This is a genomic window from Kitasatospora herbaricolor, assembly GCF_030813695.1.
GTDB lineage: Bacteria > Actinomycetota > Actinomycetes > Streptomycetales > Streptomycetaceae > Kitasatospora > Kitasatospora herbaricolor.
In genome coordinates, this window is sequence record NZ_JAUSVA010000002.1 from 7397942 (window position 1) to 7409566 (window position 11625).

Here is an 11625-nt window from a genome sequence, read left to right on the forward strand (position 1 = left end):
CGTGCTCCGGCCCGCGCCGCCCGGGCCCGGGCGAAGCACCGGGCGAACCCGCCCGCACCCGGGTCCGCGCCGCTGATCCGGTCGGGGCCGGCGGCGGGGCGGGGCAGCCGGCCGGGCCGGCGGGCCGCCGCACCGGTCGGCGGTGCCGTGCGGGGCGGTACGGCGAGGTGCGCCCAGGCGGCCTTGTGGTGCGGGAACTCCAGGAAGCCCCAGCGCAGGGCGAGGGCGTCGACGATGTGCAGGCCCCGGCCGGACTCCTGGTCCTCGCCGGCCGGGGGCGGGGCGTCCGGGTGCTGCGGGGAGCGGTCGTGGACCTCCACGGCGAGGACGCCGGGCCCGTGGAGCCGCAGGTGGATGTGGACCTCGGAGCCCCCGCCGTGCCGGATGGCGTTCGTCACCAGCTCGGTGACGACCAGTTCGAGATCGGTGGTGTCCTCGATCGGGACGCCGAGGGCGCGGACCTCGGCCACGGCCCTGGTCCGCACGCCCGCGACTTCCCGCGGGGCGGACGGGACCGCCCAGGTGACTCGGGGGAGGAAGGAGATGTCTGCTGCATCGGACATGGCGGTCCTTCGTACGGCAATCGGGCGGCGGTTGCTCCACGGGTCCGACGGGTGCCGGGCGAGGCGGGGCCTCGGGCCGGGCGGTGGGGATGCTTCCAGTGAAGCCATGATCTCTAGAGAAGTCAATAAGCTCTCTAGAGATATGGCCGGTTCGGGTCGTGCGGCACCGATAGCAGGCCGGGCGACGCCGCCCTAGGATGTCTAGAGAGGAAGCGAGGAATCGAACCCATGGCCAACTCGGACAACCGTCGGCAGCCCAAGTACCAGCAGATCGCCGATGCCCTCAAGGAGGCCATCAGGACCGGTGAGTACGCGCCCGGTGACCGCCTCCCCGGCGAGAACGACCTCATGGCCGCCTACGAGGTCGCTCGGATGACGGCCCGTCAGGCCCTGGGCGTGCTGCAGAGCGAGGGGATCGCGGAGGCCCGCAAGGGGGTGGGCGTCTTCGTCCGGGTCTTCCAGCCGCTGCGGCGGCAGGGGATCAAGCGGCTGTCCGCCGGGCAGTGGGGTTCGGGGCGTTCGATCTGGTCCGCCGACATAGCGGAGCGCGTCCTGGTGGTGGACCAGGTGAACGTGCTGGAGGCGGTGGCGCCGGCCCGGGTGGCCGAGGTGCTCGGGGTCGACCCGGCGCTTCCGGTCTGCGTCCGCAGCCGCCGGTTCGTGCTCGACGGCAAGCCGGTCCTGCTGTCCAGCTCCTACCTCCCGGTGGACCTGGTCGCCCGCTCGGCGATAACCGAGGAGGACACCGGCCCCGGTGGCACCTACGCCCGGCTCGCCGAACTCGGCCACAAGCCCGTGCACTTCCGCGAGGAGATCCGGTCCCGGATGCCCTCGCAGGACGAGGCGGACCGGCTGCGCCTCTCCGCCGGCACCCCCGTGATGCTGATCTGGCGCACGGCCTTCGCCGAGGACGGCCGGGCCGTCGAGGTGAACGAGATGACGCTCGACTCCGCCTCGTACGTGCTGGAGTACGACTTCGACGCCTGAGCGGCCGCGGGCGGTCCCGCCCGTCGGTACTGCCGGCCCCGCCTGCCTGGTTCCTCCCGTCCGGCTGCCGCCCCGGCCCGCCCGGAGCCGTCCACGCGAAAGGTCCCGCGGACCGTCGCCAGGACGGTCCGCGGGACCTCTCACTCACGCGCCTGCGGCCCCCGCGGGGACTCGCACCGGCCCGGGGTCAGCCGAGGGTCGCGACGGCCTCGTTGAAGGTCGCCGACGGACGCATCACGGCCGCCGCCTTGGCGGGGTCGGGCTGGTAGTAGCCACCGAGGTCGGTCGCCGAGCCCTGGACCGCGATCAGCTCGGCCACGATGGTCTGCTCCTGCTCGGTGAGCGTCTTGGCCAGTGCCGAGAACGCCTCCGCCAGCTCGGCGTCGTCGCTCTGCTTGGCCAGCTCCTGGGCCCAGTACAGGGCCAGGTAGAAGTGGCTGCCGCGGTTGTCGATGCCACCGAGGCGGCGGCTCGGCGACTTGTCCTCCTCCAGGAAGCTGCCGGTCGCCCGGTCCAGCGTGTCGGCGAGGACCTGGGCGCGCGCGTTGCCCGTGGTCTGCGCCAGGTGCTCGAAGCTGACGGCCAGCGCGAGGAACTCGCCCAGGCTGTCCCAGCGGAGGTAGTTCTCCTTGACCAGCTGCTGGACGTGCTTCGGGGCGGAGCCGCCGGCGCCGGTCTCGAACAGGCCACCGCCGTTGATCAGCGGGACGACCGAGAGCATCTTGGCGCTGGTGCCCAGCTCCAGGATCGGGAACAGGTCGGTGAGGTAGTCACGCAGCACGTTGCCGGTCACCGAGATGGTGTCCTCGCCGCGGCGGATGCGCTCCAGCGAGAAGGCGGTGGCCTTGGCGGGCGAGAGGATCTCGATCTGCAGCCCGTCGGTGTCGTGCTCCGGCAGGTACGCCTTGACCTTGGCGATCAGGTTGGCGTCGTGCGCGCGGGTCTCGTCCAGCCAGAACACCGTCGGGTTGCCGGTGGCGCGGGCGCGGTTGACCGCGAGCTTCACCCAGTCGCGGATCGGCACGTCCTTGGTCTGGCACATCCGGAACACGTCGCCGGCACCGACCGGCTGCTCCAGCACGACCTCGCCGGCGGCGTCCAGGACCCGGACCGTGCCGGCCGCGGCGATCTCGAAGGTCTTGTCGTGGCTGCCGTACTCCTCGGCCGCCTGCGCCATCAGGCCGACGTTCGGCACCGAGCCCATGGTGGCCGGGTCGTAGGCGCCGTTCGCGCGGCAGTCGTCGATGACGACCTGGTAGATGCCCGCGTAGCTGCTGTCGGGGATGACGGCGAGGGTGTCGGCCTCCTTGCCGTCCGGGCCCCACATGTGGCCGGAGGTGCGGATCATGGCCGGCATCGACGCGTCGACGATGACGTCGCTCGGGACGTGCAGGTTGGTGATGCCGCGGTCGGAGTCGACCATCGCGAGGGCCGGGCCCTCGGCGAGCTCGGCGTCGAACGAGGCCTTGATCTCGGCGCCCTGGGTCAGCGAGTCCAGGCCCTTCAGGATGCCGCCGAGGCCGTCGTTCGGGCTCAGGCCGGCCGCCGCGAGCACCTCGCCGTACTGGGCGAAGGTCTTCGGGAAGAAGGCGCGGACCACGTGGCCGAAGATGATCGGGTCGGAGACCTTCATCATGGTGGCCTTGAGGTGCACCGAGAACAGCACGCCCTCGCTCTTGGCGCGGGCCACCTGGGCGGCGAAGAACTCGCGCAGCGCGGCGACGCGCATGACGGAGGCGTCCACGACCTCACCGGCGAGGACGGGGACCGACTCGCGCAGCACGGTGGTGGTGCCGTCGGCGGCCGCCAGCTCGATCCGCAGGGTGCCGGCCTCGGCGATCACGGCGGACTTCTCGGTGGAGCGGAAGTCGTCGGCGCTCATGTGGGCGACGTTCGTCTTCGACTCGGGCGTCCAGGCGCCCATGCGGTGCGGGTGCGCCTTGGCGTAGTTCTTCACCGAGGCGGGCGCGCGGCGGTCGGAGTTGCCCTCGCGCAGCACCGGGTTGACGGCGCTGCCCTTGACCTTGTCGTACCGGGCGCGGACGTCGCGGTCCTCGTCGGTCTTCGGGTCGTCCGGGTAGTCCGGCAGCGCGTAGCCCTGCGCCTGCAGCTCCGCGATCGCGGCCTTGAGCTGCGGTACGGAGGCCGAGATGTTCGGCAGCTTGATGATGTTGGCCTCGGGCGTCTTGGCGAGCTCGCCGAGCTCGGCGAGCGCGTTGTCGATGCGCTGGCCCTCCTCAAGACGCTCCGGGAAGCTGGCGATGATGCGCCCGGCCAGGGAGATGTCGCGCGTCTCCACGCTGACGCCCGCCGTCGAGGCGTAGGCCTGGACCACCGGCAGGAACGAATACGTTGCCAGGGCCGGGGCCTCGTCGGTGTGCGTATAGATGATGGTCGAGTCAGTCACCGTTACTCCGCTTCACGTCTACAACGTCTCGATATCAAGATATCTCGTGCGCGCCCCTCTCCGACACCCAACCCCCGTGTCGAGTGACGGCGGACCGGCCGCCGCGGGCGGCCGGCGCCCGCCGGGCGCCCCTGCTCCCAGGGTGACCCGCCCGGGGCCGGTGCGCCGCTCGGCGGTCGTGCGCGTCAGCCGACGTCGGCCCGGGCCGTGCGGGAGCCGCGGGCCCGGGGGCTCGCGGCCGGAGCCGGCCCGGCGTGCGGCCGGGGGACGGGCAGCGCGCGCGGGCGCCGGCCTGCCAGGCGGCAGCCGAGGCAGTCGGGGTGCCCCTGGCGGGCCGCGGTGTCGCGGGCGCGCCAGTCGCGGCGGCCGGCGGGGCGGGGGCCGGTGGGCTTGCCCCAGCCGGCCAGGTGCAGCAGCCAGGTGGTGAGGGCGGCGAGGACGAGGATCGCCCCGCCGATCCCCAGGCCGGCGGGGGAGCCGGCGACCAGGGCCAGGCCCAGGACGGTGCTGCCGGCGATGGTCAGGGCGCTGCCGGTCCAGCCGGCGACGGTGTGGCCCATGTCGTGGTCGCCGTGTGCGGACATGTCGACTCCTGGAATGCGTGGTGACGGGGGAGGGGGCGGGGACGCCCCGCACGCCGGTGCTGCGGGCGTGCCGTTGCGTCGGCCGGGGAGAATGAGGGCCGGGAGACAAATTATCTCACGAGCTAAGTAGCTTAGATCGTAAGGGGAATCGCTGTGGAGGGCAAGGAGCGCCCGGAGGCGACGGCCGCGCAGGCGCTGTACGCGATGGACCGGATGATCGCGCTGGCCCAGTTCGGGCAGCAGGACATCGCGGGGCGGCTCGGGCTGAACGTCACCGACCTCACCTGCCTGGGCTTCGTCATCGAGGCCGCGCAGGCCGCCGAGTCGCTCACGGCCGGGGACCTGGCCGAGCGGGCCCGGTTGACCACCGGGGCCGTCACCGGCGTGCTCAACCGGCTGGAGAAGGCGGGCTACACCCGACGCGAGGCGGACCCGAAGGACCGCCGCAGGGTCCGGGTGGTGATGGAGGACGCCGCGCAGGCCCGCGTCATGGCGGTCTACGGCCCGTTCTACGAGCGGCTGGGCGCCCTGTTCGGCGACTACAGCGCCGAGGAGACCGCCGTGCTGGCGGACTGGTTCACCCGCGCCAGGGCCGCGATGCAGCTCTCGCTGGACGAGATCAGGGAGGGCGGGGCGGAGGCCGGCGCCTGATCCCCTGACGCTCCTATCGCCGCCTGACCCGCCTGACCGCCGGCGCGCCGGGCGCCCGGGTCAGCCGGCCGGCCCGCCGGCCGTCAGCCAGGCGACCGCCGCCGCCACGTCCTCGGCCACCGGTACGCCGGCGGGCAGCTCCGGGCGGCGGACGATCACGACCGGGAGGCCCAGCTCCCGGGCGGCGGTCAGCTTGGGGGCGGTGGCGGCGCCGCCGCTGTCCTTGGTGACCAGCACGTCGATGCGGTGCTCGCGCAGCAGGGTGCGCTCGTCCGCCAGCGTGAACGGGCCCCGGGCCAGCAGGACCTCGGTGTGCGCGGGCAGCGGCTCGGCTGGCGGGTCGACCGAGCGGGCCAGGAAGTGCAGGGCGTCCAGGCCGGCGAAGGCGGCCATGCCCTGGCGGCCGGTGGTGAGGAAGACCCGGCGGCCGAGGGCGGGCAGCGCGGCGGCGGCCTCGGACAGCGAGGCCACCGGGTGCCAGCGGTCCCCCTCGGCCGGGCTCCAGCCGGGCCGCCGCAGGGCGAGCAGCGGCACGCCGGTGGCGGCGGCCGCCTCGGCGGCGTTGCGCGACATCGCCTCGGCGAACGGATGGGTGGCGTCCACCAGTGCGTCCACCCGCTCGGCGCGCAGCCAGTCGGCGAGGCCGTCCGCGCCGCCGAAACCGCCGATCCGCACCTGCCCGGCGGGCAGCCGGGGCTCGGCCACCCGCCCGGCCAGCGAACTCGTCACCAGCCGGCCCGGGTCGGCGGCGGGCCCGGTGGCCAGCGCCGCCGCCAGCAGGCGGGCCTCGGTGGTGCCGCCGAGGATCAGTACCCGGCGCGGGGCGGGGCGGGGCGCGGAGGGGCGTGCGGCGGCCTCGCCGGCCCCGGCGGCGTCGACGGGCGGCATCAGGCGCCGCAGGCCTCGTGCGGGCGCTCGCGCTCGGCCGAGTAGAGGTGGCTGTCGCGGAACTGCTCGGCGCCCAGCGTCCGGCCGACCAGGATCACGGCCGTGCGCACCACGCCGGCGGCCTTGACCTGGCCGGCGATGTCGGCGAGCGTGCCGCGCAGCACCAGCTCGTCCGGGCGGCTGGCCATCGCCACGACGGCGGCCGGGCAGTCGGCGCCGTAGTGCGGCAGCAGCTCCTCGACCACGTCGTCCACGTACCCGGCGGCCAGGTGCAGCACCAGCAGGGCGCGGCTGCGGCCGAGCGTCGCCAGGTCCTCGCCCTCGGGCATCGGGGTGGCGCGCTTGGCGACCCGGGTCAGGATCACGGTCTGGCCGACGGTCGGCACCGTCAGTTCGCGCTTGAGCGCGGCGGCCGCCGCGGCGAACGCGGGTACGCCGGGGACCACCTCGTACGGGATGCCCGCCGCGTCCAGCCGGCGCATCTGCTCGGCGACGGCGCTGAACACGGACGGGTCGCCGGAGTGCAGCCGGGCGACGTCCTGGCCGGCCTCGTGGGCGGCGGTGATCTCGGCGACGATCTGGTCCAGGGTGAGCTGCGCGGTGTCGACCAGCCGGGCGTCCGGCGGGCACTCGGCGAGCAGCTCCCGGGGGACGAGGCTGCCGGCGTAGAGGCAGACCCCGCAGCGGGCCAGGGTCCGGGCCCCGCGCACGGTGATCAGGTCGGCGGCGCCGGGGCCGGCCCCGATGAAGTGGACGGTCATGAGGGGGCTCCTAAACGGCGGGCGGCTGCGTCGGGTGGGGCGGTCGGGTCGGGTGGGGCGGCCGGGTGCGGCCGGGGGGCTGCGCCGGGCGGACGGGCGGGACGGGCGGGGCGGGCGGTGCGTCCGGCGCGGGGACCGCGGGGCCGGACGGCTTGACCGCCGACCACTGGGTGACGGGCATCGCCTGGCGCCAGCCGGTGAAGCCGCCCACCGGCACGGCGTGCGCGACGGCCAGCCGCAGCAGCTCGCCGCCCCAGCGGCGGTACCACTCGGTGAGCAGCGCCTCGGACTCCAGCGTGACGGTGTTGGCGACCAGCCGGCCGCCCGGCGGCAGCGCCGCCCAGCAGGCCTCCAGCAGGCCGGGGACGGTGAGCCCGCCGCCGATGAACACGGCGTCGGGGACGGGCAGCCCGTCGAGGGCGGCCGGCGCCGGGCCGGTCACCACCCGCAGCCCGGGCACGCCGAGGGCGGCCGCGTTCCGGGCGATCCGGCCGGCCCGGACGGGGTCGCGCTCGATGCTGACGGCGCGGCAGTCGCGGTGCGCGCGCAGCCATTCGACGGCGATCGAGCCGGAGCCGCCGCCGACGTCCCAGAGCAGCTCCCCGGGCGCGGGGGCGAGCGTGGCGAGGGTGGCGGCCCGGACGTGGCGCTTGGTCAGCTGGCCGTCGCTCTCGTACCGGGAGTCGGGCAGGCCGGGTACCACCGAGGTGCGCACGCCGTCGCCGGCGCAGTCGACCGCGATCAGGTTGAGCGGGTCGCCGGCCGGGTGCCTCCAGCCGTCGGCGGTGCCGTCCAGCTGCCGTTCGGCCGGGCCGCCGAGCTGTTCCAGCACCCGCAGCCGGCTGGCGCCGAAGCCGCGCGCGGCCAGCAGGCCGGCGACCGCCGCCGGGGTCCCCGCGTCGGCGCTGAGCACCAGCAGCCGGCGGCCGGGCTGCAGGGCGAGGGTGAGGCCGTCGAGCGGGCGGCCGACCAGGCTGACCACCTCGGTGGCCTCCACGGGCCAGCCGAGCCGCGCGCAGGCGTGGCTGACCGAGGAGGGGTGCGGCAGGACGCGCAGCCGGTCGGCGCCGACCGTCTCGGCGAGGGTGCGGCCGATGCCGAAGAACATCGGGTCGCCGCTGGCCAGCACGCAGATCCGGCGGTCGTGGTGGGCGGCGAGCAGCCCGGCGACGGCGGGGCGCAGCGGGGAGGGCCAGCGGACCCGCTCGGCGGTGGCCTCGGCGGGCAGCAGGTCGAGCTGGCGCGGGCCGCCGATCACCACCTCGGCCTCCCGCAGGGCCTGCCGGGAGCTGTCGGCCAGGCCCGGCCACCCGTCGGCGCCGATCCCGACGACGGTGATCGGGCGGCCCGCCGGCGCTGGGGCAGGGACGGTGGCCAACAGGTACTCCTCGCAGGTCCGGAAGGGGGCAGCGGCAGCCTACCCGGCGGTTCACGCCCTGCTCGCGGGGCCCGGGCCGCCGGCACCGGCGGCGGCCCGCGGTGCCGTCGGCGGCACCCCCGGGGGGCGGGCACCGCCCCGGGCACCACGGCGGTGGGGCGACGCCGGGCGGGGACGGGTGCGCTGGGTTAGGTTCGGCGAGGGGGTACCTCGGCACGTGACGGAGGACACCATGCCCGACTCAGCGGTCCCGTACACCACCAACAACGCCGGCGTCCCGGTGCCGAGCGACGAGCACTCGCTCACGGTGGGGCGCGACGGCCCGATCCTGCTGCACGACCACTACCTGATCGAGAAGATGGCCCAGTTCAACCGGGAGCGGGTCCCGGAGAGGGTGGTGCACGCCAAGGGTTCCGGGGCGTACGGCGTCCTCGAGGTGTCGGAGGACGTCAGCCGCTGGACGAAGGCGAAGCTCTTCCAGCCGGGCAAGCGCACCGAGATGCTGGCCCGCTTCTCGACCGTCGCGGGCGAGCAGGGGAGCCCGGACACCTGGCGCGACCCGCGCGGCTTCGCGCTGAAGTTCTACACCGAGGACGGCAACTACGACCTGGTGGGCAACAACACGCCGGTCTTCTTCGTCCGCGACACGATCAAGTTCCAGGACTTCATCCGCTCGCAGAAGCGCCGGCCGGACAACGGGCTGCGCGACCACGACATGCAGTGGGACTTCTGGACGCTGTCGCCCGAGTCGGCGCACCAGGTCACCTGGCTGATGGGCGACCGCGGCATCCCGAAGTCGTACCGCCACATGAACGGCTACGGCTCGCACACCTACATGTGGATCAACGCGGACGGCGAGCGGTTCTGGGTCAAGTACCACTTCAAGACCGACCAGGGCGTCGACTTCCTCACCCAGGAGGACGCCGACCGGCTCGCCGGCAGCGACCCCGACCTGCACCGGCAGGACCTGTACGACGCGATCGAGCGCGGGGAGCACCCGTCCTGGACGCTGTACGTGCAGGTGATGCCCTTCGAGGCCGCCGCGGGCTACCGGTTCAACCCCTTCGACCTGACCAAGGTGTGGCCGCACGGTGATCACCCGCTGGTCAAGGTCGGCCGGATGACCCTCAACCGCAACCCCGAGGACTTCTTCGTCCACATCGAGCAGGCCGCCTTCGAGCCGTCCAACCTGGTGCCCGGCATCAGCGTCTCGCCCGACAAGATGCTGCTCGGGCGGATCTTCTCCTACCCGGACACCCACCGGTACCGGATCGGCCCCAACTACGCCCAGCTGCCGCCGAACCGTGCGCACGTGCCGGTCCACTCGTACGCCAAGGACGGGCCGATGCGCTTCGACCCGAGCCGGGCGAACGCGCCGTACGCGCCGAACTCCTACGGCGGCCCGGCCGCGGCGGCGGACCGCTTCGACGACCCGTCGGCGGGCTGGCGGACGGAGGGCGAGATGGTCCGGGAGGCGTACGGCCTGCATCCGGAGGACGACGACTGGGGCCAGGCGGGCACCATGGTCCGCGAGGTGCTGGACGCCGCCGCGCGCGACCGGCTGGTCTCCAACATCGTCGGGCACCTGCTGGCGGGCGTCAGCGAACCGGTGCTGGAGCGGGCGGTGCAGTACTGGCGCAACGTGGACAAGGCCCTCGGCGACCGGGTGGCCGCCGGCGTCCGCAAGGCCTGAGTGGGCGGCCCGCCCGGGCCGGGTGACCGGGCGGGCGGGCCGCTTCCGCCCGCCCGTCAGCCCCGGGTCCAGTCGCCCGACTCGATGGGCGCGGCGACCGACCGCAGGCGGGCGGCGGTGCGCGGGCCGGCCAGGTACACCCAGGCGTCGGTCCCGCCGTCCTCGGTCCGCACCGCCCGGCGCAGCCGGACGTACTCGCCGGACCCGTCCGGGCGGCAGCCCTCCAGCCGGTCGAGGCCGGCCAGCACGGACGGGTAGCCGGCGGGGAACACCGTCACCAGCTCGCCGAACACCCGCCGGTCGGGGTCCGGGACGGCGTACGGGAAGCCCGGGCCCTCGTACAGGGCGGCGCCGGGCAGGACGGCCGGGCGGACGGCGGCGCAGAGCCCGGCCAGGTGCGCGGCGTGGTTGCGGCCGCCCGTTCGGAGTGTGCCGTACACGAAGAACGGAAGCTGGTCGGGGTCGGCGGGCACGGTTCGGGCCTCCTGGGGGCGGGTGTGGGGCCGGCTCGGGGAGGAGCCCACGGTAGCTCCGGCCGGGCCGGACGGGATACCCACTGGCGCCGGGGGCCGGTGGTGCGGTGTCATGGCGGGGTTCGTACAGCAGCGTCCCAGGGAGACACCCATGACAGCTCCGGCCCCGCAGAGACCCTCGGACGCCCCGGACGGCCCCGGCGCACCGGGGGCTTCCGGCTGTACGGAGGGCCCGGACCCGGCGGTGGGAGCCGCCGTCCAGGACGGAGCCGGACTCGCCGGCGCCGTCGGGGCGGGCACCGGACGGGTGAAGCCGGTCGCCGACCGGCCCCGGATCAGCGGCGCGGTCTGGGGCGCGCTGGCCATCGTCTACGTGCTCTGGGGATCCACCTACCTCGCGATCCGGATCACCATCGAGACCATGCCGACCTTCCTGTCGGCCGGCTCCCGCGCCCTCACCGCCGGCCTGCTGCTGCTCGGCCTGGTCGCCTGGCGCCAGGGGCCGGCCGCCGTCCGGGTGACCGGTCGCCAGCTCGGATCCGCCGCCCTGGTCGGCGTGCTGCTGCTGACCGGCGGCAACGGACTGGTGGTGCTCGGCGAGCACTCCATCCCCTCCGGGCTGGCCGCCCTGCTGGTCGCGATCGTCCCGCTCTGGATGGTGCTGCTGCCGGTCGCCTTCGGCGGCGCCCGCCCGCGCCCGGCCGCCCTCGGCGGGGTGCTGCTCGGACTGGCCGGCCTCGCCGTCCTGTCCTCCCCGGCCTTCGGCGGGGACATCGCGATCGGCGGGGTGATCGCGGTGGTGGCGGCGACCCTCACCTGGGCGGCCGGCTCCTTCGCGGCCCGCCGGATCAGCATGCCGCGCAACGCCTTCGCGGCCAGCGCCTACCAGATGATCGCCGGCGGCATCGCCAGCCTGCTGGTCGCGCTGGGCCGCGGCGAGCAGCACGGCTTCGACCCCGCGCAGGTCTCCGGCCGGTCCTGGCTGGCCCTCGCCTACCTGGTGGTCTTCGGCTCGCTGGTGGCCTTCACCGCGTACGCCTGGCTGCTGCAGTCGGCGCCGCTGACGCTGGTGGCCACCTACGCCTACGTCAACCCGGTGGTGGCGGTGCTGCTCGGCTGGCTGGTCCTCTCCGAGCCGCTGACCGGGCCGATCCTGCTGGGCGGCGCGATCGTGGTGGCGGCCGTCTGCCTGGTCGTCAGCACCGAACGAAGGCGCTGAGGCCGACCCGGCCGGTGGCTG

General features: G+C 74.9%; 10 protein-coding genes and 1 pseudogene. 4 read left to right on the plus strand and 7 right to left on the minus strand.

The window, feature by feature from the left end; genetic code table 11:
* Nucleotides 1-218: 218 nt before the first annotated feature.
* A pseudogene (locus tag J2S46_RS32105) lies at nt 219-671 on the minus strand (ATP-binding protein); the annotation flags it as partial.
* A 120-nt stretch (nt 672-791) separates the two neighbouring features.
* On the opposite strand from J2S46_RS32105, the gene J2S46_RS32110 reads away from it, so the two are divergent.
* The gene (locus tag J2S46_RS32110; protein ID WP_191288034.1) at nt 792-1550 is read left to right on the plus strand and encodes a GntR family transcriptional regulator; all 759 of its coding nucleotides are present in this window, start codon (nt 792-794) and stop codon (nt 1548-1550) included.
* 187 nt (nt 1551-1737) lie between these two features.
* Here J2S46_RS32110 and J2S46_RS32115 read toward each other — a convergent pair whose 3' ends face one another.
* Nucleotides 1738-3957, minus strand: coding sequence for an NADP-dependent isocitrate dehydrogenase (locus J2S46_RS32115; RefSeq protein ID WP_191288035.1), 2220 nt, complete (start codon nt 3955-3957; stop codon nt 1738-1740).
* Nucleotides 3958-4142: 185 nt separating this feature from the next.
* Nucleotides 4143-4541 (minus strand): HGxxPAAW family protein, encoded by a 399-nt coding sequence (locus J2S46_RS32120; RefSeq protein ID WP_191288036.1) that lies wholly within the window; start codon nt 4539-4541, stop codon nt 4143-4145.
* Nucleotides 4542-4694: 153 nt separating this feature from the next.
* Between J2S46_RS32120 and J2S46_RS32125 the strand changes: the two genes are divergently transcribed.
* Nucleotides 4695-5192 (plus strand): MarR family transcriptional regulator, encoded by a 498-nt coding sequence (locus tag J2S46_RS32125; RefSeq protein ID WP_191288037.1) that lies wholly within the window; start codon nt 4695-4697, stop codon nt 5190-5192.
* 60 nt (nt 5193-5252) lie between these two features.
* Here the strand turns inward: J2S46_RS32125 and J2S46_RS32130 are convergent, their stop codons facing one another.
* The 3 genes from J2S46_RS32130 to cbiE are packed head-to-tail and all read right to left on the minus strand — an operon-like array spanning nt 5253 to nt 8219.
* Nucleotides 5253-6080 (minus strand): cobalt-precorrin-6A reductase, encoded by an 828-nt coding sequence (locus J2S46_RS32130; protein ID WP_191288038.1) that lies wholly within the window; start codon nt 6078-6080, stop codon nt 5253-5255.
* On the minus strand, nt 6080-6841 hold the full coding sequence (gene cobM / locus J2S46_RS32135) for a precorrin-4 C(11)-methyltransferase (RefSeq protein ID WP_073921648.1): 762 nt from the start codon (nt 6839-6841) through the stop codon (nt 6080-6082). Before cobM ends, J2S46_RS32130 begins: the two co-directional genes overlap by 1 nt.
* A gap of 10 nt (nt 6842-6851) precedes the next feature.
* On the minus strand, nt 6852-8219 hold the full coding sequence (cbiE, locus tag J2S46_RS32140) for a precorrin-6y C5,15-methyltransferase (decarboxylating) subunit CbiE (RefSeq protein ID WP_191288039.1): 1368 nt from the start codon (nt 8217-8219) through the stop codon (nt 6852-6854).
* Between the two features lie 232 nt (nt 8220-8451).
* On the opposite strand from cbiE, the gene J2S46_RS32145 reads away from it, so the two are divergent.
* Nucleotides 8452-9912 (plus strand): catalase, encoded by a 1461-nt coding sequence (locus J2S46_RS32145; protein WP_191288040.1) that lies wholly within the window; start codon nt 8452-8454, stop codon nt 9910-9912.
* Nucleotides 9913-9968: 56 nt separating this feature from the next.
* Here the strand turns inward: J2S46_RS32145 and J2S46_RS32150 are convergent, their stop codons facing one another.
* A complete protein-coding gene (locus tag J2S46_RS32150) occupies nt 9969-10385 on the minus strand; it encodes a gamma-glutamylcyclotransferase family protein (protein WP_229912024.1) in 417 nt (138 codons plus the stop codon).
* Between the two features lie 151 nt (nt 10386-10536).
* Between J2S46_RS32150 and J2S46_RS32155 the strand changes: the two genes are divergently transcribed.
* Nucleotides 10537-11604: an EamA family transporter gene (locus J2S46_RS32155; protein ID WP_191288042.1), complete on the plus strand. Its 1068-nt coding sequence runs from the start codon at nt 10537-10539 to the stop codon at nt 11602-11604.
* The last annotated feature ends 21 nt before the right edge of the window (nt 11605-11625 follow it).

Excerpts from the sequence above, each read along its gene's own strand:
- J2S46_RS32145 (WP_191288040.1), top strand. The coding sequence starts at position 8,452 with ATGCCCGACTCAGCGGTCCCGTACACCACCAACAACGCCGGCGTCCCG.
- J2S46_RS32130 (WP_191288038.1), bottom strand. The coding sequence starts at position 6,080 with ATGCCGCCCGTCGACGCCGCCGGGGCCGGCGAGGCCGCCGCACGCCCC.
- J2S46_RS32155 (WP_191288042.1), top strand. The coding sequence starts at position 10,537 with ATGACAGCTCCGGCCCCGCAGAGACCCTCGGACGCCCCGGACGGCCCC.
- cobM (WP_073921648.1), bottom strand. The coding sequence starts at position 6,841 with ATGACCGTCCACTTCATCGGGGCCGGCCCCGGCGCCGCCGACCTGATC.
- J2S46_RS32120 (WP_191288036.1), bottom strand. The coding sequence starts at position 4,541 with ATGTCCGCACACGGCGACCACGACATGGGCCACACCGTCGCCGGCTGG.
- J2S46_RS32110 (WP_191288034.1), top strand. The coding sequence starts at position 792 with ATGGCCAACTCGGACAACCGTCGGCAGCCCAAGTACCAGCAGATCGCC.